The 25405-nt window shown below is 62.5% G+C and carries 28 protein-coding genes; 9 read left to right on the top strand and 19 right to left on the bottom strand.

Annotated features, from left to right (window positions below; genetic code table 11):
* From EL22_RS06875 to EL22_RS06850, 6 genes are all read right to left on the bottom strand, one after another.
* The coding region (locus tag EL22_RS06875; protein ID WP_156184069.1) for an ATP-binding cassette domain-containing protein at nucleotides 1–517 on the bottom strand (517 nt) is incomplete at its 3' end.
* On the bottom strand, nucleotides 514–1587 hold the full coding sequence (locus tag EL22_RS06870; protein WP_050050783.1) for an ABC transporter ATP-binding protein: 1074 nt from the start codon (nucleotides 1585–1587) through the stop codon (nucleotides 514–516). The genes EL22_RS06875 and EL22_RS06870, both read right to left, overlap by 4 nt.
* Nucleotides 1587–2618 carry an ABC transporter permease gene (locus EL22_RS06865; RefSeq protein ID WP_050050782.1) on the bottom strand — a complete coding sequence of 344 codons (1032 nt, stop codon included), beginning with the start codon at nucleotides 2616–2618 and terminating at the stop codon, nucleotides 1587–1589. The genes EL22_RS06870 and EL22_RS06865 overlap by 1 nt, the downstream gene beginning before the upstream one ends.
* Nucleotides 2605–3603, bottom strand: a complete 999-nt coding sequence (locus EL22_RS06860) for an ABC transporter permease (protein WP_050050781.1) — start codon at nucleotides 3601–3603, stop codon at nucleotides 2605–2607. Before EL22_RS06860 ends, EL22_RS06865 begins: the two co-directional genes overlap by 14 nt.
* A gap of 69 nt (nucleotides 3604–3672) precedes the next feature.
* Nucleotides 3673–3927 (bottom strand): hypothetical protein, encoded by a 255-nt coding sequence (locus tag EL22_RS18440; protein ID WP_050050780.1) that lies wholly within the window; start codon nucleotides 3925–3927, stop codon nucleotides 3673–3675.
* 736 nt (nucleotides 3928–4663) lie between these two features.
* Nucleotides 4664–5299, bottom strand: coding sequence for a helix-turn-helix domain-containing protein (locus EL22_RS06850; protein WP_050050779.1), 636 nt, complete (start codon nucleotides 5297–5299; stop codon nucleotides 4664–4666).
* 146 nt (nucleotides 5300–5445) lie between these two features.
* Between EL22_RS06850 and EL22_RS18430 the strand changes: the two genes are divergently transcribed.
* From EL22_RS18430 to EL22_RS06830, 4 genes are all read left to right on the top strand, one after another.
* Complete coding sequence (locus EL22_RS18430; RefSeq protein WP_231587900.1) at nucleotides 5446–5766, top strand: ester cyclase; 321 nt, start codon at nucleotides 5446–5448, stop codon at nucleotides 5764–5766.
* A 237-nt stretch (nucleotides 5767–6003) separates the two neighbouring features.
* On the top strand, nucleotides 6004–6363 hold the full coding sequence (locus EL22_RS06840; protein WP_050050778.1) for a hypothetical protein: 360 nt from the start codon (nucleotides 6004–6006) through the stop codon (nucleotides 6361–6363).
* 149 nt (nucleotides 6364–6512) lie between these two features.
* A complete protein-coding gene (locus tag EL22_RS06835) occupies nucleotides 6513–7493 on the top strand; it encodes a transcription initiation factor IIB family protein (protein ID WP_050050777.1) in 981 nt (326 codons plus the stop codon).
* A 135-nt stretch (nucleotides 7494–7628) separates the two neighbouring features.
* Nucleotides 7629–8042, top strand: a complete 414-nt coding sequence (locus tag EL22_RS06830; protein WP_050050776.1) for a zinc ribbon domain-containing protein — start codon at nucleotides 7629–7631, stop codon at nucleotides 8040–8042.
* Between the two features lie 40 nt (nucleotides 8043–8082).
* Here EL22_RS06830 and EL22_RS06825 read toward each other — a convergent pair whose 3' ends face one another.
* Entirely contained in the window at nucleotides 8083–9261 is a 1179-nt protein-coding gene (locus tag EL22_RS06825; protein ID WP_050050775.1) for a 3-dehydroquinate synthase II, read from the bottom strand.
* A 109-nt stretch (nucleotides 9262–9370) separates the two neighbouring features.
* Here EL22_RS06825 and EL22_RS06820 point away from each other — a divergent pair, with 109 nt between their 5' ends.
* On the top strand, nucleotides 9371–10039 hold the full coding sequence (locus EL22_RS06820) for an HAD family hydrolase (RefSeq protein WP_050050774.1): 669 nt from the start codon (nucleotides 9371–9373) through the stop codon (nucleotides 10037–10039).
* 75 nt (nucleotides 10040–10114) lie between these two features.
* Here the strand turns inward: EL22_RS06820 and EL22_RS06815 are convergent, their stop codons facing one another.
* The 6 genes from EL22_RS06815 to trpC all read right to left on the bottom strand — a co-directional run bounded on the left by EL22_RS06815 (nucleotide 10115) and on the right by trpC (nucleotide 15354).
* On the bottom strand, nucleotides 10115–10792 hold the full coding sequence (locus EL22_RS06815) for a hypothetical protein (protein WP_050050773.1): 678 nt from the start codon (nucleotides 10790–10792) through the stop codon (nucleotides 10115–10117).
* 68 nt (nucleotides 10793–10860) lie between these two features.
* Nucleotides 10861–11421 carry a SprT-like domain-containing protein gene (locus EL22_RS06810; RefSeq protein ID WP_050050772.1) on the bottom strand — a complete coding sequence of 187 codons (561 nt, stop codon included), beginning with the start codon at nucleotides 11419–11421 and terminating at the stop codon, nucleotides 10861–10863.
* 107 nt (nucleotides 11422–11528) lie between these two features.
* Nucleotides 11529–12323, bottom strand: coding sequence for a 2-amino-3,7-dideoxy-D-threo-hept-6-ulosonate synthase (locus tag EL22_RS06805; RefSeq protein ID WP_050050771.1), 795 nt, complete (start codon nucleotides 12321–12323; stop codon nucleotides 11529–11531).
* Nucleotides 12324–12347: 24 nt separating this feature from the next.
* Complete coding sequence (gene trpA, locus EL22_RS06800) at nucleotides 12348–13241, bottom strand: tryptophan synthase subunit alpha (RefSeq protein WP_082146698.1); 894 nt, start codon at nucleotides 13239–13241, stop codon at nucleotides 12348–12350.
* Nucleotides 13241–14539, bottom strand: coding sequence for a tryptophan synthase subunit beta (gene trpB, locus EL22_RS06795; RefSeq protein WP_050050770.1), 1299 nt, complete (start codon nucleotides 14537–14539; stop codon nucleotides 13241–13243). Before trpB ends, trpA begins: the two co-directional genes overlap by 1 nt.
* Complete coding sequence (trpC, locus tag EL22_RS06790) at nucleotides 14536–15354, bottom strand: indole-3-glycerol phosphate synthase (RefSeq protein ID WP_050050769.1); 819 nt, start codon at nucleotides 15352–15354, stop codon at nucleotides 14536–14538. Before trpC ends, trpB begins: the two co-directional genes overlap by 4 nt.
* Before the next feature lie 94 nt (nucleotides 15355–15448).
* Between trpC and EL22_RS06785 the strand changes: the two genes are divergently transcribed.
* Complete coding sequence (locus EL22_RS06785; RefSeq protein ID WP_050050768.1) at nucleotides 15449–15919, top strand: MGMT family protein; 471 nt, start codon at nucleotides 15449–15451, stop codon at nucleotides 15917–15919.
* Between the two features lie 25 nt (nucleotides 15920–15944).
* Here EL22_RS06785 and EL22_RS06780 read toward each other — a convergent pair whose 3' ends face one another.
* The 3 genes from EL22_RS06780 to lonB form a co-directional block, all read right to left on the bottom strand.
* Complete coding sequence (locus tag EL22_RS06780) at nucleotides 15945–16292, bottom strand: hypothetical protein (RefSeq protein WP_050050767.1); 348 nt, start codon at nucleotides 16290–16292, stop codon at nucleotides 15945–15947.
* Nucleotides 16293–16364: 72 nt separating this feature from the next.
* Nucleotides 16365–17423, bottom strand: a complete 1059-nt coding sequence (locus EL22_RS06775) for a type II CAAX endopeptidase family protein (protein ID WP_050050766.1) — start codon at nucleotides 17421–17423, stop codon at nucleotides 16365–16367.
* The gene (gene lonB / locus EL22_RS06770) at nucleotides 17424–19661 is read right to left on the bottom strand and encodes an ATP-dependent protease LonB (RefSeq protein WP_050050765.1); all 2238 of its coding nucleotides are present in this window, start codon (nucleotides 19659–19661) and stop codon (nucleotides 17424–17426) included.
* A gap of 312 nt (nucleotides 19662–19973) precedes the next feature.
* Here lonB and EL22_RS06765 point away from each other — a divergent pair, with 312 nt between their 5' ends.
* Together EL22_RS06765 and EL22_RS06760 are read left to right on the top strand one after the other, a co-directional pair.
* Entirely contained in the window at nucleotides 19974–20492 is a 519-nt protein-coding gene (locus EL22_RS06765; protein ID WP_050050803.1) for a nicotinamide-nucleotide adenylyltransferase, read from the top strand.
* Between the two features lie 4 nt (nucleotides 20493–20496).
* Nucleotides 20497–21333, top strand: a complete 837-nt coding sequence (locus EL22_RS06760) for an S-adenosyl-l-methionine hydroxide adenosyltransferase family protein (protein WP_050050764.1) — start codon at nucleotides 20497–20499, stop codon at nucleotides 21331–21333.
* A gap of 39 nt (nucleotides 21334–21372) precedes the next feature.
* Here EL22_RS06760 and EL22_RS06755 read toward each other — a convergent pair whose 3' ends face one another.
* Nucleotides 21373–21744 (bottom strand): HalOD1 output domain-containing protein, encoded by a 372-nt coding sequence (locus tag EL22_RS06755; RefSeq protein ID WP_050050763.1) that lies wholly within the window; start codon nucleotides 21742–21744, stop codon nucleotides 21373–21375.
* Between the two features lie 159 nt (nucleotides 21745–21903).
* Nucleotides 21904–23448: a thermosome subunit alpha gene (thsA, locus tag EL22_RS06750; RefSeq protein WP_050050802.1), complete on the bottom strand. Its 1545-nt coding sequence runs from the start codon at nucleotides 23446–23448 to the stop codon at nucleotides 21904–21906.
* Between the two features lie 189 nt (nucleotides 23449–23637).
* On the opposite strand from thsA, the gene EL22_RS06745 reads away from it, so the two are divergent.
* Nucleotides 23638–24459: an amidohydrolase family protein gene (locus EL22_RS06745; protein ID WP_050050762.1), complete on the top strand. Its 822-nt coding sequence runs from the start codon at nucleotides 23638–23640 to the stop codon at nucleotides 24457–24459.
* A gap of 30 nt (nucleotides 24460–24489) precedes the next feature.
* On the opposite strand, the gene EL22_RS06740 is transcribed toward EL22_RS06745, so the two are convergent.
* On the bottom strand, nucleotides 24490–25392 hold the full coding sequence (locus EL22_RS06740; RefSeq protein WP_050050761.1) for a glycosyltransferase: 903 nt from the start codon (nucleotides 25390–25392) through the stop codon (nucleotides 24490–24492).
* Nucleotides 25393–25405 lie beyond the last annotated feature (13 nt).

The raw sequence follows: 25405 nt of genomic DNA, 5'->3' as shown, positions 1-25405 counted from the left end.
GTGTGGTTCGATAATACAATGCGTCAAGCTGTTTTGACGTACTTTTCTCGATGAGTCGATTCATTCCGACTCGCTCCAGCAGCGAGTAGATTCGGCTTCGCTTTTCCCCTCGACTCAGTTCTGGATTGACTTGTCGTAGCGGTTCGGATAGGATAGAGATGATCCGCCGATTTGGATTGAGCGAAGCACCGGGATCTTGGTGGATAATTTGTAGCGACGTTCGAATGTCATCCCACTCCGTATCAGTATCTATGTCACCGTCGCGGATTGCCCATATGTCCTCGCCCCGGTACTTTACCGATCCGCCAGTAGGCCGTTGGAGGCCGATCGCCGTTTTCCCGAGCGTCGTTTTTCCACACCCACTCTCTCCGACGAGCGAGACGACATCGTTCTCCTCAACGTCGAGCGACACACCGTCGACGGCGCGAACCGTTTCGACATCCCCGAAGTCTAGTAGACTCTCGTTGGTGAAGTGAACCTCAACATCCTCGAGCGAGATGAGCGGTTCGGTACTCATTGGTTTTCACCTCCTGTAGTGCCGTCCAATGAATTTTCGTAGACGAGCGGCACCTCATCGTACGACTCTTCCCAGTGGTAGCAGGCAGACCCGTGCTCGGTGTCGACATTGTGATAGTCGGGAACTGTTGTTCGACACTCCTCAGTCGCGAGCGGACAGCGCGGGTGATAGGCACAGCCTGACGGCATGTTGATCGGAGCGGGACTCTGTCCTTCGATTGGTTGCATTTCCGATAGCGGTGCGTCGAGGTTCGGCGTTGAATTGAGTAGCGCACGCGTATAGGGATGGGCTGCGTTCTCCACGATATCGCGTGTCTCACCGATTTCAACGAGCCTGAACGCGTACATGATGGCCATCCGATCGGCCAGAGCGGCGACCAGCGGAAGGTCGTGCGTGATAAACACCATTGTGAGGTTGTACTTCTCTTGCAGGTTCGACAGCAACATCAGAATGGACCGCTGCATTAAGAGGTCGAGTGCGGCCGTCGGTTCGTCCATCACCAACACGTCTGGTTCGAGGACGAGGCTAAGCGCGATCAAGGCCCGCTGTTGCATGCCGCCGCTCAGCTCGTGCGGATAGGAGTCGAGGACTCGGTTTGGTTCAAGATACAGATCCTCGAGCAGTTCCTCGGCTCGTTCGATGCCCGCCTCTATATCAGCGTCGTGTGCCTGTAGTGTCTCCTCGAAGTGCGTTCTGAGGTCCATCGTCGGGTTGAACGAGTTCATCGCCCCCTGGAACACCATCGATATATCTTCCCACCGAAGCGACCGTCGCTCGTCTTTGTCTAGCTCAAGCACGTTGATCGGTTCCTCGCCATCCGGGCGGTAGGTAATCTCTCCTGTCAGGCGACCGGGGGAGGGAATCGCGTCGAGTAACGACGAGGCGAGCATCGATTTACCCGATCCGCTCTCCCCGACGATTCCGAGTATTTCGCCGCGCTCGAGGTCGAGAGAGACGTGATCGAGGACATATGACTTACCCTCGTCGTAAGTCACAGCCGAATCACGGATCGTGACGATCGGGTCGTCAGTACTGTACACTTGTTCTTCGGTCGTCTGGTCGATTGCCATCAGGTCATCACCTCTGTTGGCGCAGCATTGTCTTCGTCGTCTTCAGCCTCTCCTCTAGACTCGCCGGCAAGACGGGTCCGAACGCGAGGATTGAAGACTCGGTCCATCCCCTGCGCGAGCAGAATGAGACCGAGTGCAAGGAACATGATTGCAATCATGGGGACGACGAGCTGATACATTGTTCCGCCGCCGCTGAGCGCGCCAGCCTGGCTATACGCGTTGTCTAGTTGTATCCCCCAGTTAGCGACCGATGTGGGGAGGATTCCCAGGTAGTACAGTCCAACCGATGCGAAGACGACGTACCGCGCGGCGTTCGCGAAGTTGACGAGCACGTACGGCATAATGTTTGGGATGACATCTTTGATCAGGATCCGTGGCGTACTCACACCCATCGTCCGGGATGCCTCTACGTAGGAGTGTTCGCGGATCGTCAGAACTTGCGATCGGATGGAGCGAGCGAGTCCCGCCCAGTAGTTGATCGTGATAAGGATACCAATTACGACGGCACGTTCTGGCGATACGACGACCGCTAGCACCATGATAAGTGGGAGTCCGGGTATCGACATCGCAACATCAGAGAACGTTGTCAGGATGCGGTCAGTCGTCCCACCCTTGTATCCTGCAACAGTGCCGATTAGGACCGCGAGCCCCGTTGCAAAGATTCCGCCTGACAGGATCATTATGAGCATCTCGGGCGTTGCGTGAATTGCCATGGCCAGAACATCCTCTCCGGAACTGGTTGTCCCGAGCGGAGCCTCCATAGTTTGGAACGGCTGGATGCTACGTTCGGACTGATTCGTAGTCGGCGCCCGGTAGAACCATGTGCCGACGGTGCCGATGAAGACGTACACGGCCAAGATGGTCGCACCGATGCGTGTTCTGTTATCTTCCCATGCGACGAGCCCTGGCTTGTAGATGAACTCCCGGTAGAAGTTACGCAGCCGGTCCGCCGTTGTGACTTCGACATCGGATTGGGTGGTTCCGAACGAGAATTCTTCTTCCGTCCCGGTTTCCGATTCAGTAGGCTTCACTGGAATCACCCGATTTGACGCGGGGGTCAACAAGCCCGTACGTCAGGTCGGCGATGTACACTGACAATACAAGTGCGGTCGTGATAACGAGAAAGATACCCATCATTAGTGGATAATCTCGATTGATGAGCGCTTCAAACATGTAGTATCCAATCCCGGTGTACGTGAAAATCTCCTCGAGGATCACGGATCCACCGAGATTGAAGCCAATAAGGGTCAAAAACCCGGTGTACATCGGGAGAATCGCGTTCCGTCCGACATACCTAACGGCGATCCGTCGGTCGGGAAGTCCTCTCAATCGGGCGACCCGGACGAAGTCCTCGCCGAGAACTTGTATACTGTTGCCCCGCATCGCCAGCGTCTGGAGGCCAACCTGTGTTATCACGATCGATGCGATCGGTAGCGCTGCGTGGTACAGTACGTTTCCGACGAACGGGATCGACAAGCTGGCGGTCACCCCTGGACTTGTTCGGTACCGCGCTGGGAAGACGCCGAACCGATACGAGAACACGACGACGAACAGGATCCCGAGGACGTAAAACGGAATAGACGACATCAGGATGGACAGCCCGCTCGAGACCGTGTCAAACGTGGATCCTTCCTTGTACGCGATAATAGCGCCCCAAACAATGGCGATCGCGAAGAGGATAATCGTCGCGGTTACCATGACGAACACTGTCCACGGGAGCGCGTCAGTGATGATATTAGAGACTGGTTCCCTGAAATAGAACGACTCACCCAGATTACCGGATAGGAGCGACGACATGTACTCGTAATACTCGACGTAGATAGGTTGACTCTCTTCCTGGCGAGATTGGATGATAGCGTCGATACGCGATGGGTCGACACCCTGGCGGACAAGGCGTGCTCTGAGCATCTCTAGTGGCCCGCCGGGGATAGCCCGGATCAATCCGAACGTAACTGTCACAGTAACCCACAGAGTGAGTACTGCACGTCCGGTTCGTTTGAGATAATAATTATTCATGGACTGTGATGTGGTATTGTATTAAATAAGTGTTTTGGTTATATCTTTTCGGCCGCTCGTAGTGTGATCTCACCCATTGTACTGCAGTTCACCCTGGCGAATTAACCACGCGTTTGCCCACCTCACCTGCGAAATTTCGGCACCCTGTTCGGGGACGCTCCATTGGTCGGTAGCGAGGAAAGTCTGCTCTTGTTTCTCCATGACGGGGATCATTGGTAAGTCCACGTTCGTCACCCAAGCCTGTTCGTTGATTATCTCTTGGATCAGCTCTTCGTCGGCTGTCTCGGACAACACTGAGAGCCGATCACTTGGGTTGACGGTCATCGTTCCTGATCCGGTTCGAGATGGAACTGTGACATCGTCGTTACTCCCGCCGCGATTCGAGTTTGCGGGGCCATAGTTGTACGTAAAGTTCCGATAGTGTTCAAGCATCATATGGTGGAGTGAGAAATACGGGTAGGCCGCACGACCACCACCGGGAAGCCATCCCCCAGCAGACAGTACGAAGTCTCCGTTCGGCCATGCCGTACCGTTTAGAGCACTGAAGTTTCGAGAGTCAACCTCTGACTCGAATCCGAAGTCATTGAGCTGATCGACGATCGTCTGCGTTGCGGTGACCCAGTCGCTCCACCCGGAGGGAACGGTTACAGGGAGTTCGACCGTATTTCCATCGCTGTCGACCCACGTACCGTCTTCCTCCGAATAGTCGGCGTCACGAAGAATTTGGCTTGCTTCGTCGGTCTGTTGTGTATCTACGCCGTAGTCATCGAACGAATCAGAGATCTCACTGATCCACCGCTCCTGATCGTCAGATGCGATTCCTACAGGAATTGGAGGAACTTGCTTGAGCGTGTCGCCGACGTTTTAGCAGAACAGTAGAATATTCCAAGAAACTCGTGCGGCGTTGACGAGATGCTCCGCGTCTCGTTCGCACACCAGAAATCGAAGATTTCTGGGGACGCTGTATCCCCTCCCTGCTCGCGTCTTCGATGCTCGCTGAGGAAGGGGCATTAGCGCCTCGATTTAGGTGAAGGCTGGGTCCCCAGCCACTACCAGTTTCCTATTGGGCCGCTTCCTCGAGAAAATTCTTGATAATTCGACTCTCGGCTCGATGGCGCAACCGACTCACTGAGGATTTGTGGATATCAAGAATTTCTCCCAATTCAGCGAGTGTACAGCCCCGAGGAGTATCGTAGAACCCCCGCTCGGCTGCCTCGACAATGAACTCCCATTGACGATCCGTGAGCATCTCGCTTGTATTATGTGATTGGACTAGTGACACGATCTCATACGGAATTCCAGTTGCCGCCAGCTCATCCGTATATTTCGATAGTTGGTCATGAGAGGCTGACAACTCCACGGAAAACCAGCCGTCCCGGAGGATGATTGGATAAATTGAGATGTTCTTCGACCGACGGAGCGGGTCATATGACTTCGTGGCCGATGCCCGGAACCGGAGTAGTACCATTCGCTCGCCGGTATGATATACCTCAAAGGAGTCGACCTCGGGCGTCTCCTCGAATCGGCGGACGAGCGTGTCTCCCTTTGGCGTCATTACTTCAAGAACGACGAACGCGCCTTCGTCTCGTAGCTGGGTCGCCACTAGTCTGAACTCGGCATCCGGGAACTCAGTTGAAATTATGGCTAACCAACCGTCCACCGCCGTCCCGTCGAGTTTTACCTGAATCTGAGGCACCTTATGGTAGTCTCAGCTTCCGGCCTATTTAAAAGTAGGAACTTGTTCCTGCTCAAACTCACGATAATCTCCTGCCTACTACGTTACGTCGTTGCAATGAATCCACAGACCAATATTCGTGCCGAAACCGAGGAGAGACAATACCGATGACAGACGTATCAACAACCCTCAAACAGGAACAAAACAAAGAGCTTGTTCGTCGCATCCCAGAGGAGGTGCTTGGGGAGGGCAACCTCGATCTGCTTGACGAACTATACGGTGAAGACGCTGTCGAGCATAATGCTATGGGAACTCACCACGGTCAAACAGCAATCCGAGCATCATTCGAAGCCTTTCTCACTGCGTTTCCTGACATCTCCCAGACCGTCGAGGATGTCGTCGCTGAAGACGACACAGTCGCCATACACATCACAAGTCAGGGGACGCATGAGGGGGAACTCGCGGGGATCAAACCTACCGGAAACTAGATCGAGGTGGATCAAATGTTCTTCGCCTGTATCGAGGACGGGCTGATCACTGAACGATGGTTTCTGCCAGATAATCTCAGTCTATTGCAACAACTCAGTGTCATCAACTTTCCACGTAGCGTCGCTCTTTCTCGATCCGATCGTCGACACTTCACGAACGACAGACGGTCCGAGGATGTCTGGTTGTAGGGAAACCGGAACGTTAAGTGGCCGTCACCCCGAGAACAATCCACAGATATGACCTGGATCCGTGCGATATCCGCTGCGATCCTCTCGATTTTGATGCCGGGCGCGGGCCACGTCTTGCTCCGCGATTGGGCCCGCGTGATCCTGTTCGGCGGATTGTACGCACTCGGCGTCTACTTTTTCGTGCCGATGGAACTGCTCATGTCGGCCGAGTCGATGGGCGCCATGATGGAGACGATGGAAGCGGAGACGAGCATGGTCGATCAGTTCTTCCTAATGTTCATCGTGTTGTTCGCGACGGTCGACTCGACGTTTCGCGCGCTCGGACTCCCGCCGACCGGTTCCGGACACAGCGACGAGCCGACCTGTCCAGCGTGTGGGAAGGAACTCGACGAGGACCTCTCGTTTTGATAATTCATACCACTTCCGACGAATTACCTGTTTTCGAGCGTTGTGAGCTACGGATTCCGAAACTCTTATCTCTCGAGTCTCAGAACGAGAAAGGTAACGAATCCGTCCGGCTTTTCCGTGTCGTTTCGCCGGGCCGTATCCGCCATCGTATGACCAACGCAACCTCAAACACGAGAGTACGTCGTAGCGAACAAGAAACAACCGAGGAGACGGACGAAGCCGAGCAGAGTACGCTCGACTGCCCGGAGTGTACGGGCAACCTCGTCGTCGACGACGAGCACGGCGAGACCGTCTGTGAGGACTGTGGCCTCGTCGTCGAGGAGGACTCGGTCGACCGCGGCCCCGAGTGGCGCGCGTTCGACGCCGCAGAGAAAAACAAGAAGTCCCGCGTCGGTGCGCCGACTACCAACACCATGCACGACAAGGGGCTGTCGACGAACATCGACTGGCGCAACAAAGACGCCTACGGTAACTCGCTGGGCTCCCGGCAGCGAGAGAAGATGCAGCGCCTGCGAAAGTGGAACGAACGGTTCCGGACCCGCGACTCCAAAGAGCGCAACCTGAAGCAGGCACTCGGCGAGATCGACCGGATGGCCTCGGCGCTCGGCCTGCCGACGAACGTCCGCGAGACGGCCTCGGTCATCTACCGACGCGCGCTCAACGAGGACCTACTCCCCGGTCGCTCGATCGAGGGCGTCTCGACGGCGTGTGTCTACGCCGCCGCGCGACAGGCCGGCGTTCCCCGGAGCCTCGACGAGATCGCGGATGTCAGCCGCGTCGAGAAAAACGAGATCGCACGCACCTACCGCTACGTCGTTCGCGAACTCGGCCTCGAGGTCCAGCCGGCCGATCCCGAAAGCTACGTGCCGCGGTTCGCCTCGGGCCTTGAGCTCTCGGACGAAGCCGAACACCGCGCGCGGAGCCTGCTCCAGAACGCCAAAGAGAAGGGCGTCCACTCGGGCAAGTCGCCGGTCGGTCTCGCCGCGGCCGCCGTCTACGCCGCCGCGCTGTTGACCAACGAGAAGACGACCCAGGCGGCCGTCAGCGACGTCGCCGACATCTCCGAAGTGACGATCCGAAACCGGTATCACGAACTGCTCGAGGCCGAGGAAACGCTCGGGACGGCCTGAGAGACCGTCGAACGTAGCGTCGCTCTTTCTCGATCCGATCGTCGACACTTCACGAACGACAGACGGTCCGAGGATGTCTGGTTGTAGGGAAACCGGAACGTTAAGTGGCCGTCACCCCGAGAACAATCCACAGATATGACCTGGATCCGTGCGATATCCGCTGCGATCCTCTCGATTTTGATGCCGGGCGCGGGCCACGTCTTGCTCCGCGATTGGGCCCGCGTGATCCTGTTCGGCGGATTGTACGCACTCGGCGTCTACTTTTTCGTGCCGATGGAACTGCTCATGTCGGCCGAGTCGATGGGCGCCATGATGGAGACGATGGAAGCGGAGACGAGCATGGTCGATCAGTTCTTCCTAATGTTCATCGTGTTGTTCGCGACGGTCGACTCGACGTTTCGCGCGCTCGGACTCCCGCCGACCGGTTCCGGACACAGCGACGAGCCGACCTGTCCAGCGTGTGGGAAGGAACTCGACGAGGACCTCTCGTTTTGCCACTGGTGTACGACGCGACTCGAGCGGCCCGAAGAAGACTCGGACATGCTCTGATAGGCTGTAGTCGTCGACAGAGAGACACCGCACTGCTCCGTTACTTTTCGATGATGCTTTCCTCGACGGCTTCCCCGAAGTGTCGGGCCGTATCCTCGTAGTACAACAGGAGGTGATCGCCGGCCTCGAGATCCGTCACCGCCGTTCGGCCCTCCGCGGTCGGCACTTTGATCGTCTCTGCGTTCTGGAGTAGCGTCTCGATGTGGTCGCCATCGTCGGTCTCGAGGGCGACTCGGAACATCGGTCGCTTTTCGATCTTGACGCGGCCGACGATCGCTTCGCGGGTGTTGCCCTCGAGGTCGACCAGTTGGACCTCGTCGCCGCTCTGGAGTTCGGAGAGGTACTTCGTCCCGCCGTCGGGAGTCCTGACGTAGGCGTGGACCGCGCCGGCGTTGACCCGAAACGGCCGCGAGGCGACGTATGGCGACTTGGCGGTTTCGGCGTGGACGAACACCAACCCGCGGCTCATCGAGCCGACGAGCATCCCCTCGTCGTGCTCGAGCAGGCTGCCGGTATCCACACAGACGCGATCCGCGCTGCCGATCTGTTCGATGTCGACGACCTCGGCGTATTCCAGATCGAGGTTCTCTCGCTCCGCTTCGTCGCGGACCTCGACGGTGCGCCGGATTTCGTCTGGGTCGTCCGAGTCGAGCAAGACGGCGTCCGCACCGATCTCGAGCGTTTCGAACGCCGTTTTGGCTCCGTCGGCGCTCGTGACGCCCGCGACGAGTGTCGTCTCCTCGCCGATTCTGGCGATCAGATTCTCGAGCGGAATGATCGTCCAGTCTTCGCCGGCGACGATTGTGTACTCGGCCTCGGTCGCGGAGGTTTCGGCGAACTCCTCGTACTCTTTGCCGAGAATTCGCACGTAGGACCCCCAGTCGACGGTTCCGTTCCGTCGGAGCGTCGAGAGGTCCGCCGATCCCGAGAAGTCGTTGGGGAGGTCGACGGTGCCGTCACCTTCGCCTTCCTTGCCGACGACGACCGTGTCGGGTTGTGCGGTCGTCGTCTCGTCTTCGGCGTCGTCGATGAGCGTCACGTCGCCGTCGGTGCGAAACGCCGCGACGTTGATGTCGCCGAGTTCACGGACGCGTTCGACGTCGTCTTCATCGACCAGTACCCAGTCGGCGCCCGCCTCGAGTGCGGTGGTGATCCGCTCGCGGCGGTCGTCCCAGTCGCCGACGGTGTCGTCGGCTTTGATCCAGACAGCTCTCGTCATAACTCGACCCTCGAAGGGGAGTGGCTTGAACGTGGCGGATTCGACAGTCGTCGCCGGAGTATCGATTCCGGCGAAAGGTTCAGGGTGTCGACGCCGCTAGCGGTGATAGATGTCGTACGAGGCCATCTGTTTCGACCTCGATAGCACCCTCTGTGAGCCCATCGAAGATCGAGCGGCGCTGCTCGAGGCCACCTTCGAACGGGCCGGCGTCGAGCAGTTCTGTACCCCGGCCCAGCTACGCCACGCCTCGCGGGACCTCCCGACCGCGGACACCGACCGGGAGTTCTTCGAACACCTCTTTTCGACGGCCGCCGACCAGGCGGGAGTAGACCCCGCGGTCGCCCCCGACCTCTCGGCCTCCTACCTCGAGACGGTCGACCCCGCGCGGGTTCGTTTTCGCGACGGCGCGGAGGCCGCACTCGAGCGCGCGGCCGAACGCGGCCCCGTCGGACTGATCACGAACGGGGGCGAGCAGACGCAGACGAAAAAGCTCGAGGCGCTCGGACTTCTCGATGCCTTCGACGCCGAGGTGTTCGTCGATCCGAAAAACGGCGTCCCGCCAAAGCCGGACTCGACGCCGTTCGAACTGGCGCTGTCGGGCCTCGAGGTCGACCCGACGGAGACCATACACATCGGTGACAACCTCCACGCCGACGTCGCCGGGGCGAACGCGATGGGCATGGATTCGGCGTGGATCGATCTCGGCCACGGAACCGAACTCGAACACCAGCCGACCTACCGGCTGACGTCGCTCGAGGAGTTCGACTCGATCGTCTAACCACAGCCGTCTACGAGTCCGACCACCACTGCATCGTATCCGGTCCGCAGAGTGAGAACAGACGCGTCCAATCAGCTACAGGGAAGGAACGTAGTCCTTATTGACGACGACGCGGTTTTCCGGCCGATCGCTCGCCCGCCTGATCTTCGTAAGTACGTTCGCGGCGGTCGCGATATCGTCCGGAAGTTCGAACGGATCGTGCTCTTGCTCGGCCCGTTTGCGACACGTCTGAAAGAACGCCGCGAACGCCGACTCGGTTTCGACGGGGAGATAGACGATCTCGACCGGCGAGGCGTCCTCGCGGTCCGACGCACTGGCGTCCGGTCCGGTCGCATCATCTCCTGCATTCGAATCGGTCGCATCGTCGGTCTCGCTCGAGCCTGCACCGTCGCCAGCGGGGTCGGCCTCGTCGACGAGTTCCAGCCAGCGCTCGAGCACCGGTTCGACCGTCTGTCGGGGCGCTTGCATGCGTTCGACCCACGCGTCCGCGTCGATCGCCTCGCCCTCGAGGACGGACTCGAGTGACGCCGCGGGCGACTCCTCGCCGTCGTCCGCGTAGGGCGTCTCGCGCTCTCGGTCGACGAGATCGGCGAACGCCTCGAGTTCGGTCCGCCGGATCGGAACGGCGTAGGCGATCTCGTGACTGTCCGCGGAGACGGTGTAGGTCACGTCGTAACGATCGCTCGTAAAGCGCGCCCGATCGCCGTCGGCGTCGTCGCCGTCCCGTCCGAGCATCAGATCGAGGACTCTCATACCGGAAGGAGACGAACGAGCAAATAAAGTCTTGTGAGAACGGTCGTCGCGTTCCTCGTCTGCATCGATCACCACTCCTCTTCAAGTGCGGCCTTCGCGCCGCCGTATCCGCCCGCAGAGTCCCAGGTTCGGCCGCTCGAGACGTGTTCGACCTCGTAGTCGCTCCCGCAGTCGCCACAGCGGTAGTTGCCCGGCGCTTTCACGGGGCCTGACGCGCGGTGGCGATGGGCTTCCCAGTCGCAGTCCGGATCGAGACAGCGGATCACGTACCGCGGTTCGGCGAACGTTTCGCAGTGTCGCGGCGCGTCGAGTTCGGCGGCGCGGGTTCGAAACCGTTGTCCGTGGCCCGATTCGCCGAACTGCTGGAACTCCCAGGCGTGGACGAGTTCGTGGCGCACGACGGCGGCGAACTCCTCCCAGTCGTAGCGCTCGTAGGCCCGCCGCGTGAGGATGATCGTCGCGACCTCGCGCTCGCGGTCCCAGCGACAGGCCCCCGCACGGCGGCGCGCTCGCGTCGAGACCTCCCACTCGACGCGTCCCAAGTCGACGGCGATATCGACGTCTCTCGCGTGGATCCGTGCTCGAGCGAGTAACTCGTCGTCGATCGTCAACGCCTCGCCGTCTGTCACGGCCGTGGCAAACGAACGGGGATACCGTAGTGATTTCGGTCCCGCCCGTTCGCCCGGCGAACGCGCCGCTACTCGAGCGGGAAAGACGGCCAAAACGGATTCGAGAATCAGGCCTCGAGCGCGAGTCCGGCGGTTTCTAAGGCTTCGTCGACGGAGAGATCGTCGTGGACGACCCCCGCGACGGCCGTCGCGATGGCCTCGGGGTCCTCGTGCTGGAAGATCGAGCGTCCCATCGAGATGCCCGCGCCGCCCGCGTCCATCGCGCCCCGGACCATGCTGATCGTCTCGCGGTCCGTTCCCTTCGACCCGCCAGCGATGACGACCGGGAGCCGGGTCGACTCACAGACGTGTTCGAAGCTGTCTGCGTCGCCGCTGTAGCCGGTCTTGACGACGTCCGCGCCGACCTCTTCGGCGAGTCGAACCGCGTGGCCGAGGGCCTCGGGATCCGCGCCGTCGACGTCCGGGCCGCGCGCGTACGCCATCGCGAGGACGGGGATTCCGTAGCGTGCGGCCTCGGATGTCACTTCGGAGAGTTGCGTTATCTGGTCTGGCTCGTGGTTCGAGCCGACGTTGATGTGAAAGGAGACGGCGTCCGCGCCGACCCGAATCGCGTCTTCGACGGTGCCGGTGCGGCGTTTGTCGTTCGAATCCGGGCCGATAGACGTAGAGGCGTTGAGATGGACGATATATCCCTTCTCGTTTTTGTTCTCGTGGACGCGAGGGGCGATCCCCTTCTGTGTCAGGACGGCGTCCGCGCCGCCGCGTGTCACCGCGTCGATGGTCGATTCGATGTCTTTGAGTCCTGTCACCGGACCCAGTGTGATACCGTGGTCCATCGGGACGATGACGTAGTTGCCGTCCGTCCCGATCCTGTCGAGTCGCGCGTCAGTTCCGGTAGTCATTGTGGTTCTGTAGCAAGCTTCGAGTTATGGATGTTCTGGTTCTGGCAGGCTTTCCGCGCCGCGTGTCGCTCCCGCTTTGAGCTCTCGAGCTTTCTCCGCGAGTCGGTCCGCGGTCTCCTCGACGGGGCGGTCGTCTTCGTGGCCCTCGGCGACGATATCGACGAGCGCGCTCCCGACGATGATCCCGTCGGCACCGGCCGCGGCGATGCGTTCTGCGTGCTCGCCGGTCTTGATCCCGAACCCGACCGCCTTCGGGATCTCCCAGTCTGCGAGCCGCTCGAGGCTCTCGCCGGTCTGATCGGACACGTCCTCGCGCGCGCCGGTCGCGCCCAGTCGGGCCTGCACGTAGACGTATCCCGACACGCGCTCCATCATCCGCTCTAAGCGGTCGCCGCGGGTCGTCGGCGCGACGATGAAAATCAGGTCGAGTCCGAACTCGTCGCAGGCCTCCCGGAGCGGTCCGGCCTCCTCGGCGGGCAGGTCGGGGACGACGAACCCCTCGAGGCCGACCTCGGCGGCGCGTTCGACGAACGAGCGCGGGCCGTCGGAGGAGCCGTACTGGTAAATCAGGTTGTAGTAGGTCATACAGACCAGCGGCACGTCGACGTCGAGCTCCGAGACGAACTCGAAGAAGCGATCTGGCGTCATCCCGGCCTCGAGCGCGCGCGTCACCGCCCCTTGGATCGTCGGCCCCTCGGCCATCGGTTCCGAAAACGGCAGTCCGAGTTCGATCAGATCCGCGCCGCCCCGGGCCAGCGCCTCGACGTACTCGAGTGAGGCCTCGTAGGTCGGGTCGCCGACAGCGAGATACGGGACGAACGCCCCGCCGCCGTCGAACGCCGTCGCGGTGGCATCCGTCCCGGTTCGGGAATCGGCGCTACCGGAGGCGCCGGCTGCATCTGCGGCGTCGTCGCCCATTAGATCCCACCTCCGGTCTCGAAGACGGACATGTCGGGGGCGCTCTCGAGACCGCGCTTTTCGGTCTCCTCGATCACGGTCTCGAGGTCCTTGTCGCCCCGACCGGAGACGTTGACGACGACGGTCTCACCGAGGTCCTCGCCTGACTCGAACGCCTCGTGGAGGTAGCCAAAGGCGTGGGAGGTCTCGAGGGCGGGGATGATTCCCTCGTCAGTCGAGAGCCGGTGGAACGCCTCGAGGGCCGCCGTATCGTCGACGGTGACCGGCGTCACGCGACCCTCGTCGACGAGGTGGGCGAGTTCGGGGCCGACGCCCGAGTAGTCGAGGCCGGCGCTCACGCTGTGTGACTCCATGATCTGCCCGTCCGAATCCTGCAAGAGCGTCGTGCGCGCGCCGTGGAGGACGCCCTCGTCGCCGGTCGACAGCGTGGCGGAGTTGGGAGCGACGCCCGCCTCCTCATCGACCTCGAGCGAGGAACCCCCGGCCTCGACGGCGTAGAGGTCCACCGAGTCGTCGGGCACGAAGTGGTGAAACGCGCCCATCGTGTTTGAGCCGCCGCCGGCACACGAGACGACCGCGTCCGGTAGGCTGCCGAGTTGCTCTCTCGCCTGTTCGCGGGCCTCTTCGGAGATGACGGCCTGGAAGTCCCGAACCATCGCCGGGAACGGGTGCGGACCGACGACGCTCCCGATCACGTAGTGGGTCCGCTCGACGGTTCGGGACCACTCGCGCATCGTCTCCGAGATCGCCTCCTTGAGCGTTCCGCGGCCGATGTCGACGGGGTTGACCTCGGCCCCGTTGATGCGCATCCGGAAGACGTTCGGCCGCTGGCGGTTCACGTCGGTCCGGCCCATGTAGACCTCACAGGGCATGTCGAGGTGGGCCGCCGCCATCGCCGTCGCGGTGCCGTGCTGGCCCGCGCCGGTCTCGGCGATGACCCGCTCTTTGCCCATGTACTTCGCGAGCAGGACCTGCCCGAGCGCGTTGTTGAGTTTGTGCGCGCCGCCGTGGACCAGGTCCTCCCGCTTGAGGTAGATCTCGCTGTCGTAGCGCTCGCTCAGTCGGTCGGCCCGGCCGAGCGGCGTCGGTCGCCCGCCGAAGTCTCGGATCCGGCGCTCGAACTCGTCCATGAAGCCGTCCTCGTTCTCGAGAACGTACCGCTCGTAGGCGTCCTCGAGTTCCTCGAGTGCGGGCATCAACGCCTCGGGGACGTACTGTCCGCCGTAGCGGCCGAACTGGCCGTCGGCCGTCGTTCGATCCGTCCGTTCTCCCTCGCGTCCGCGTTCAGTTTCGCTCATGTTCGTGTCAGTCTCCGGGTGTTCTCCGCGATGTCGACCTCGCCCACGTTCGCGTGATCCATGATCGCGCTGCCGATCAACAGCGCGTCGGCACCCGCCTCGCGCATCCGGCGGACGTCTGCCGGCTCCGAGACGCCGCTTTCTGCGATCAGCGTCACGTCGTCCGGAACCGCCGGCGCAACCCCCTCGAACGTGCCGAGATCGACCTCGAGTTTCGTCAGGTCGCGGTTGTTCACGCCGACGATCGACGCGTCGGCTTCGAGCGCGGCCTCGAGTTCCGCGGCGTCGTGGACCTCGACCAGCGGCTGAAAGCCGCGGTCGCGGGCCGCTTCGACCAGCGCCGACAGGTCGTCGACGAACCGCGCGATCAACAGGACGAGGTCGGCTTCGACTACGTCCATCTGTTCTTCTCGAAGGACGAAATCCTTCCGAAGCACGGGGACGTCGACAGATTCGCGGACCCGCCGTAGCGACTCCGGCGACCCCTCGAAGTGAGTCGGTTCGGTCAACACCGAAATCGCGCTCGCGCCGCCCTCGACCATCGCTTCGGCCAGTTCAACAGGGTCTTCCTCTCGCGTCCCGTCGCTAGTCGGACTCGTCGGCTTGACCTCGGCGATCACCGGCACTCGACCGTCGCGTTCGGCCTGCTCTATCGCGTCGGGCAGCGAACGCGCCTCGACGGAGATCCCACCGTCACCGGCGGACGTTCGTCCGTCGGGTGACCGCGTCCCGTCGTCGCCCTCGCTCCGGCCTCGCTCCCGGGCGGCCTCGAGGATGGACTGGACCGCGGGTGCGACGTCACTTTCGGAGTTCATTATTGTACACCGACGTACTGATATGTACATAAGGCTTGTGCCATTGCGCCGCGGCTGGCGAATATTCAAGTCCACCCCGCTACGAAGTGAGCGTATGGAGGACGTCACTGACGCGGGGATCTACGCGCGCGAGTCGCCGTATCTCGAGCGGTTCGTCCAGATCGGCGTCGCGAGCGGGCGCGTGTTGCGGGTCACGTTTCCGTCGACACCCGACGAGGACGCCGAATCGGACCACCCGATACTCGAGGAGATCGACGCGTACCTCGACGGGCTCGAGGAACCGGACTTCTCGGACGTGACCGTCGCGCTCACCGTTCCGACGGACCAGCGCACGGTGTTAGAACAGGTCGAGACGATTCCCTACGGGGAGAGTATCGACGTGGCCGGACTCGCTCGAATGACCCCGGACCTCGACCCAGACGAACAGGCGGACCTGACCCTCGTTCGGACCGCGCTGGCAGAGAATCCGGCGCCGATTCTCATCCCCGACCACCGCGTCCGGGACGGCCCGAGCGCCGCGCCACCGGACGTCGAACAGAAGCTCCGGTCGCTCGAGAACCTGTAGGCGAGAGCGAGCAACTGATCCGCGCCTATTCCGCGCTCGCTCGCGGCGCGTTCCACACCAGAAACAGGTAGAGTCCGATGCCGATCGTCACCAGCAGCGACGCGAGCAGGTTGAGTAGCTGTTCTCCCGAGAGCAACCAGCCGAACTGCGCGAGACCGCCGCCGATCAGCGCCCCCGCGGCACCCGCGATCAGCCGCGAGTTCCCCGCCTGTCGCGCCAGAAGCGCGCCGATCCCGATCGCGATCGCGCCGAACACCACCTGCGCGGCGACGAGCGCCAGCGGAACGTTCCCGACCGACCCGATCACGAGCAACAGAAAATAGAGCCCGACGCCGACCGCGACCGGACGGGACGCGCCCTCGAGTTCCACCATGGCTCACTCGAGGGGAGCCGCCGCCTTAGCTTTCGAGGGTTTCGTGGGGCAATCGCTGCGGGCGCGTAGCCGTCACTCGCCGCGCTCGAGCACCGCGGCCCACTCGAAGTCGAGCCCCTCGTGGACGACAAACTCGAGTGCGTTGATCAAATAGTGGGCGACGACGACGACGAGCAAGTTGCCGGTGAGGACGAACGCCGCCGCGAGCACGAACCCCAGCGCGCCGGTCACGAGGATGCCGACCGACCCCTGCATACCGTGGCCGAGGCCGAAGGCGATCGAGGAGACGGCGGCAAGCAGCCACGGCGAGATGTCAAAGCCCGCCTCGAACACGCCGATCAGCGCCGCCCGGAAGAGCAACTCCTCGAAGACGGCGATGATCGGCAGGACGAACGCCAGGAGGACGATCCAGCCGGTGATCGAATCAGGTCCCAGCATATTCCGAAGGTCCTCGTCGTGCTCGAAGCCGACCCACGTCGAGACCGCCGCGGCGATCTCGTTGCCGACGTAGAGTGCGATTCCAAAGCCCGTACCGAGAGCGAGGCCGGCAAACAACCACGAACGAGAAATTTCGAGACCGAGCGCCGCGAGCGGAATGTCGGTGTAGATAGCGGCTCCGACCAGCACGATCGCGAAGAACCCCTGCGAGAGCGCAACGTTGGCCAGCAGCATTCCAGTCGATAGCTCCGACGGATCAGAGGCCGTCGACTCCGTCGCGGACGGGTCGGCTCTCGGTGACTCCGCTTGCGACGATTCAGCGCGTTCCTGCGATGGCTCAGCGCGTTCCCGCGACGATTCAGCACGTCCAGCGATGGGTCGGTCGTCCGCGCTCGAGGACGACCCGGACTCGGTCTCGTGGGCGTTCGATCTCGAGAACTCTTCGCCGCTATCAGTTGGTCGGTCAGCGGCGGTGCGATCGTCGTGGACGCCGCTCGAGGGCGTCTCGCGTTCGATTCCGACGAACGCTTCGCCGTCGACGTCACTCGAGTCGGTCGAGAAACCGTCCGATCGATCGTTCGAAGCCGCCGAATCCGCCGTCTCCTCGACTGACGATTGCGTAAGGTGCGAAAGAATCAGCAACACGACGAGGACGGCGATCGTTCCGCCGGCGAACGCCGTCCAGTTCGGCATCTATTGCGGATTCGGGTTCGAGCTCCCGGTCTGGGAGACCTGCGGATCGAACGCCGATTCGGTGATCTGCTTGAGGCGGTTGAGCAGCGAGTCCTTCTCGGGCTGGCCGATCAACGCGACCTCGAGCACTTCGCTGATGTTCGAGCACGGGATGATCTCGATCATGTCCTCGTACTCATCTTCGATCATCACGTCCTGTTCGTTCGTCTCGGGGATGATGACCTTCTTACAGCCGGCTTTCGCGGCGGCCTCGATCTTGTGGGTCACGCCCCCGACCGGGAGGACGTCACCGCGGACCGAGAGCGAGCCGGTCATTGCAACCGTCTGATCGACCGGGATGTCCTCGAGAGCGGAGATGACGGCCGTCGCCACCGTGATGGAGGCGGAGTCGCCGTCGACGCCCTGCTGGCCGGCCTGGACGAACTGGATGTGAACGTCCTTCTCCGAGAGGTTGACGTCGGAGAACTTCTTGATGATCGCCGAGACGTTCTGGACCGACTCCTCGGCCATCTCCTTCAGCTGGCCGGTCGCGATGACCTGTCCCGGCCCCTGAGCTGGCGCGATTTCGGCCATGACAGGGAGCATGATACCCGAATCCTGTCCCATGACCGCGAGGCCGTTGACGCGGCCTTCGACACCGTCTTCGGTGACCTGCAGTTCGTAGTCCTTGCGCCGTTCGATGTAGTCGTCGGCGAGTTGCTGTTCGATCGAGCGCGAGCGGTCTTTGGCCTGCAAGACATCCTCGCGGTTGGTGAACTCGCGGTCGTCCGCGCGGGCTATGTCGCCTGCGACGCGAACGAGGCCGCCGAGTTCTCGCATGAGCAAGGAGAGGTGGTCCTTGCGACCCGCGCGACGTTTGGCCTCGAGGATGACCTCCTCGGCCGCCTCGCGGTCGAAGTGCGGAAGTCGACCGTCGCGTTCGATCTCCTGGGCGATGAATCGGACGTACTTGCGACGCATTTCGGGCGTCTCCTCGATGGTGTCGTCCATGTAGACCTCGTATCCGTACCCCTTGATACGGGACCGGAGCGCGGGGTGCATGTTCTCCATCGCGTCCATGTTCCCCGCGGCGACCATGACGAAGTCACAGGGGACGGGTTCGGTCTGGACCATCGCGCCAGAGGAGCGCTCGGACTGGCCGGTGATCGCGAACTCGCCCTCCTGGATCGCCGTCATCAGCTTCTGCTGGGTCCGGACGTCGAGGGTGTTGATCTCGTCGACGAACAACACGCCCTTGTTCGACTTGTGGATCCCGCCGGGTTCCACGCGATCGTGACTCGGGGTCTCCATGCCGCCGGACTGGAACGGGTCGTGGCGAACGTCGCCCAGCAGCGCGCCGGCGTGGGCGCCCGTCGCATCCTCGAACGGAGCCGTTCGCTGATCGCTGTTGTCGACGATCATGTTCGGCACCATCGCGTCGGTACCGCGGGAGGTGTACCTGAAGAACAGCCAGATAACCACGGCCGCGATGATCCCGAGCAGGGGGCTCGCCCCGGAGAGGATCGTGTACCCGATGACGATCGCGATGATGATCCACATCAGGATCGACCGCATCTGGTTGCGCTTTCGAGCTTCTTCCTTGTGCGCGTCGATGATCTGTTCGCCCTTTCCGGCCGGCACCGTCCGGACCTTCGGCTCGTTGCCGTCGTCGGGGTTGTGATAGACGAGAACGTCCTGGAGATCCTCTCGAGGCAGCAACTGACTCATCGCCTTCGCCAGCATGGACTTGCCGGTCCCGGGCGAACCGATCATCATCACGTGCCGGCGCTGTTTGGCCGCCTTGATGATGATGTCCCGCGCTTCGTCCTGTCCGATCACCTGATCGACCAGTCGATCGGGAACCTCAATGTCGGCGGTCGACTCGATCTGGAGTCCGCCCAGCAGGTCGTCCTCCGCGATCGATTCGTCGATCTCGACGCCGGGGTCGACGTCGACCGAGCTCCCGAGGTCTTCGACGGTCTCGATGTCGTCTTCCTCGTCAGTCTGGTTCCCGTCGCCATCTTCGCCGAAGCCACCGCTCCCGTCGCCGGGCCCGCTCTGATCGGAGCGATCGCCTCGGTTTTCGTCGTTTGCGTTGATTCCCCCACCCGTCGAATCGCTGGTGTCGCGAACGTCCGCGGGATCCCCGTCGGAATCGTCGCCGCTCCCTTCGAGCGACTCGCCCGCCCCCTTATCGTCCGCTGTCGGCGGCTGCAGGGGTTCTTCGGGAGGGTCGTCAACATTCGTGTCGTTACTCATAGAATGCTATTCAGTACCTGTTTCGAAGGGATTGGCACTGATATACTTTCTCCATACGGTAGTTGGCACAGCCGGTACCGAGACGCGCTCTCTCCGTCGTTTTCTCGGGAAGAGTACACCCCAGAAAGCGGTCTCGAGACGTGGTGCCGTCAGATCCGTCCACACTCCGTGCGAACTCGACGATGGGCGTGCGTCGTCGACGACGACCCTCACTCCTGACAGCGGCCCTCACTCTCCTGACGACGACCCACACTTGAGTGTGAAATCGCCGAAACTCGCCACGCTTAAGCACGGCGGTCTGGCACTATGGGTATGACTCGGGGGTTCTACATCGGCCGGTTCCAGCCGTTTCACAACGGCCACTACAACATGGTCGAACGGATCGCGGAAGACGTCGATGAACTCGTTCTCGGGATCGGAAGCGCTGGCGACTCACACTCGACGCGGAACCCGTTCACCGCGGGCGAGCGCATCATGATGATCACGAAGTCCCTCGTCGAGTTCGACCTCGTGACCTACGCGGTGCCGATCGAGGACCTAGAGCGCAACTCCGTCTGGGTGAGCCACGTCCAGAGCATGAGTCCGGACTTCGACATCGCCTACTCGAACAACCCGCTCGTGATCCAACTCTTTCGCGAGGCCGGCGTCGACGTCCGCCAGTCGCCGATGTTCAACCGGGATGTCCTCGAGGGCACCGAACTGCGCGAGCGGATGATCGCAGACGAGAACTGGGAGCGACTGGTTCCCGACCCCGTCGTCGACGTCGTCGAGGAGGCAAACGGGATCGAACGGCTTCAGATGGTAAACGACTCCGATTCGAACGGCCAGTAGACGGATGCTGACGCTCAGTTCCGATTTCGGCTCGCCGTATCCGGCGGCGATGAAAGGCGTCATCTCGCAGAAGACGACCGCTCGAGTCGTCGATATCGGCCACGATTTTCCACGCGGCGACGTCAGGGCGGCCGCCTTCTGGCTCCGGGAGATCCTCCCCTACTACCCGCCGGCGACCCACCTCGCGGTCGTCGACCCCGGTGTCGGAACCGACCGCCGCGCGATCGTCGTTCGCGCGGGCGAGCACGCGCTCGTCGGCCCGGACAACGGCGTCTTGTACCCGCCCGCTCGAGCCCTCGCCGCCGGCACCGGCGGTGACCTCGAGGCGTTCGAAATCGACGAGTCGGCGACCGAAACTGACCTGCTCGAGATCCCACGTGATCCGGCGACGACGGACGGGAATCGGACGAACGATCGAGGCGCGACGTTTCACGGCCGAGACGTGTTCGCGCCGGCCGCCGCGACGGTTCACGAAACGCCGCTTGACCGACTGGGATCGCTCGCGGGACTCTCGCCCGTCGACGTGGAGTCGCTGGTCGAGGAGACGATTCCGACGGCCAGCGTCGAAACCGACCCCGACCGGGCGCGCGGGGAGGTGCTCGTCGTCGACGACTTCGGCAACGTCATCACCAACGTTCCCGGTGCATTTCTGGCCGGTCGCGAGTCGATCGAGGCGAACGGCCGCCGGGTCCCCGTCGAAGCCGCGTTCGCGTCCGTTCCCCCCGGCGACCGACTCGCGACCGTGGGGGAACACGGCTACGTCGAACTCGATGTCAACGACGGGCGCGGCGACGACGCGTTCTCGCTCGATCGGGGTGACGACGTGGTGCTCGAGCCCTGAGAATCGGTTCGGAACCCGCATCAGATATGGGACAGGCCGCTACTGTTCGAGCACGTCTCGGGCGCGATGATGTGGGTCGATAATTATCTCGCCGTCCGCGTGGACGGTCACGTCACAGCGAGAGAACGAAAACGACACGGACCCGTCCCCGATCCGCGGTTCGTCGCCGCGCCAGTGGACGAAAATAGCGTTCAGCGCGTCAGGGTCGATACACTCGCCGAGCGCATCGAGGTCCTCGGGCTCGACGCCGAAAACCGACGACACCGTCACGAGAAGCGCCGTGCTCACCGGCTCGGATTCGTCGTTGTCACACCACGTGTGATAGGTCCCCTCCGTTTCGTCGTAGTAAACGACCTGTCCAGTCGCCTTACCGACCTCTCGCAATCGGTCCGACGGCGAACTCCCCGGCATGACCGAAACGGTTTCGATTGGTAACACTTAACAATATTGGCCGGTTCGGGCGCTGTCCAGTCGGTACCATCACTGGTAACTGAACGCTGATTCGGCGTCCAAACGCCGGGACGAAACGCAAAATTCGAATTCGGCCTCGATCGCGGCGGTTCGACCGCGTTACTCGGCGGAGATGACGTCGTCGATTCGCGCGATCATCGTCGCCGCCTCAGTGGCGCTCTCGATGGCTTCGCGTTTGACGTCGGCCGGGTCGACGACGCCGTGCTCGAACGGATCGCCGATCGTGACCTCCTCGTTGTCGGTGATCAGGCCGGCGCGGCCGTCGGACTCGTGGGCGGCCCGCAGATCGACGAGCGAATCGATCGGGTCCTGGCCGGTGTTCGCGGCGAGCGTGCGCGGCACGATGTCGACTGCGTCGGCGAACGACGTGATCGCGAGCTGTTTTCGGCCTTCGATGCCGGCAGCCTCCGAGCGGATCTTGTCCGCGATGGCGATCTCGGTCGCGCCCGCGCCGGGGACGACCTCCCCGGACTCGAGTGCGGTCGCGACGACGTCGAGTGCGTCACCGATGGTGCGCTCGAGTTCGTCGACGACGTGTTTAGTTCCCCCGCGGACGAAGACGGTGACCGATTCGGCGGCCGAACCGCCCTCGATGAACGCGAGTTCGTCGTCGTTGTAGCTCTCGGTTCGGACGTGGTCTGCGTGGCCGAAGTCGGCCTCCTCGAGGTCCTCGAGCGCGCCGACGCGGCTGACACCCGTCGCGGATGCGACGTTTTTCGCGTCCGAGCTACCGATGTTCTCGAAGACGAGGACGCCTTCGTTCGCGAGTTTGGCGGCGACGCGGTCGTCGACGCCGTCGGTCGTGAACACGACGTCGACGCCGCTGTCGACGATCGTATCGGCGTAGCTGTCGAGTTCACCCTCCTCCGCGTCGATCGCGGCGTTGAGCTGATCGATCGAGTCGATCGCGTACTCGGCGTCGACCTCGCCGGTCTGAAGCTCGAGTTCGACGTCTAAGAGCGCGATCGACGCGTCTTCGACGTCCGTCGGCATCGCGTCGTGGGCGGGCTCTTCGTCGATGACGATGCCGGGGACGAGTTCCGTCGCGTTCGAGGAGGCACCGACCTGGGTGTGGACGGAGACGTTCTCGCGAGCGACGCCGTCGTCGGTTTCGACGTGTCGAATCGTTTCCACGACGGTCTCGCCCAGTTCCGCGGCGGTCAGTCCGCCGGTTCCCTTGCCGGTCATGCTCGATTCGGCGACCTGGCCGAGAATGTCGTCGTCGACGGCGACCTCGCTTACCTGCTCGTCGATCGCCTCGAGGGCGATGCGGGCGGCCTCGTGGTACCCTTCGACGATGGTCGTCGCGTGGACGTCCTGTTCGATGAGATCCTCCGCCTCGCCCAGCAGGTTTCCGGCGAGCACCGACGCCGTCGTGGTGCCGTCGCCGACCTCGTCCTCCTGGGACTCGGCGACTTCGACGATCATCTGTGCCGCCGGGTGCTCGATGTCCATCTCGTTCAAGATGGTCGCGCCGTCGTTCGTGATGACCACGTCGCCGCTCGAGCCGACGAGCATCTTGTCCATGCCGCGGGGGCCGAGTGTCGTCCGTACCGACTCGGCGACCGCTTTGCCGGCCATGATGTTCGACGACTGGGCATCGCGGCCCTGCGTTCGCTGACTATCCTCGCTCAAAACAAACATCGGCTGTCCGCCCATGCGTCGCTGTTGTGCCATAGTTGAATCCTCACTACCTATGTCATCAGCACTTCTATATAAACTTTTCCCTCCAACATCGCTCCCCTCTGGCGATTGGTTGTGCGAGGGCGAGTCACACGCCAGAAACGTTCTTTCGATAGGAAAATATGGGTCGGTCGACAACTACGGGCAGGGATGCTGGAGCTGGAACACGGGTTTCGCATCGTGGACGTCTACACGCGACTGACGCCCGGTGGCGAACCGAGTGGGGGACCGCGGGAGATCTCGCCGGACCGCCTCGAGCGGGAGATGCACCAGGCCGGGATCACGAGAGCGGTCGTCTTTCCCCGCGCGACGCCGGAGACGAGCTACGTCGCCGCGAACAACGGCGTCGCCCGTCGGAGCGTCGACAGGCCCTTCGTCGCGTTCGCCCGAATCAACGGCTCCGAAGAGGACGGGTCGACGGCCACGAGCCGACTCCGAAACGCCGTCTCCAGCCGGAAGTCGTTCCACACGACGCCGGAAGACATCGAGCAGTACGCCTACGACGACCGCTTTCACGGCTTCGTCCTCGATCCGGCCACCGACGGATATCCGGATCCGGCAGTTCTCGACGTGCTCGAGGATGTCGGCCACCCGATCATCGTCTCGGGCGGACGGAACGCCCCTCCGGCCCGGATCGCAGCGGCGTTCCTCGAGCGCTCGATTCCCGTCGTCGTCTCGCACTTCGGCGGCCACCCGCTCGACCGCGACCTGATGAACGAGATGATCGACCTCCTCGAAACGTACGACGAGTGCTATCTCGAGACGAGTTTCGTTAGATATCGTGACGTTCTCGAGCGCGCGCTGCTCGAACACCCCGATCGAGTCCTGTTCGGCAGCGGCGCACCGGACTGTCACCCCGACGTCGCCGTGATGGAGATTTTGACCCTCGACGTCTCCGAGGACAAACTCTGGCGCGCCTTTTCGAAAAACACCTGTCGCGTCATCGAGGCGCTCGCACCGGATCACGACTGAGAATCGGCCACCCTCGTTTACGCCGGAGCGTTACTCCGACGAACCGCGTCTGTCGTAGACCTGCACCGCGCGATCGTGTCGCACCGAAATCCCGTGTGGGTTCCGGCGCGGCGACCGGTCGGCGTACCGAGCGCGGACGCCGTCCGCGAAGCCGCGCAGCAGGTTCTTCGTCACGGCGAGTCCGTCGTCGAACCAGCCGGTCGGCGTCGTCTCGCCGGCCACGATGGCTCGAACGGCCGCGACGCCGTCCCGGATCGCGCTGCAACCGACCCGTCCCGCGACCGACGGCCGCGGCCCGTAGTTCTTCGACAGCCGGTAGGCGAGCGAGCGATAGGTCGCCCCCCACTCGCGGCGGCCGCCGTCGGTTTCGACGTCACAGCGCGTCGCCATGCCGTCGTCCCGGCTCACGTCGAACCCGAGCGCGTCGACGCGATGGGCGCAGTCTCGAGAGCCGTCGACGGAGAGGTACTCGTCGAACCCGTCGAGCGCCTCGAGCACGGTCGAATCGAACGCGACGTTGTCGCAGTCGAACGGGGTCACCGCGCGTCCGTCGATCGTTTGCGACGAGTTCAACTTTCCGTCTGGGCGGCCCGCCACCGGACCGGCGACGACGTCATCGCCGGTTCCGATCGCGCGTTCGATCGCATCGTACCAGTCGTCTCCGACAACGTATTTCCCGTCCAGAAACGCGACGGCGTCGCTCGAGGCGACCTCGAGGCCGGCGTTTCTGGAGACGTTCGTGTTTCGTTCCGAGATCTCGACCAGCACGTCGACATCCGCGCGTTCGCGGACGGCCCCGGTCGTTCCGTCCGACGACGGGCCGTTGACGACGACGATCTCGGTCGTCTCCGGCGTTCGATCGCCGAGTGCGTCCAGACTGGAGAGCAGTTGCTCCCGGTCGTTGAGCGTCGAGACGACTACCGAGAGCTCCATACGAATACGTAGA

Source organism: Halostagnicola sp. A56, from assembly GCF_000691505.1.
Lineage (GTDB): Archaea > Halobacteriota > Halobacteria > Halobacteriales > Natrialbaceae > Halostagnicola.
This window is presented reverse-complemented; position numbering and strand designations above follow the sequence as displayed.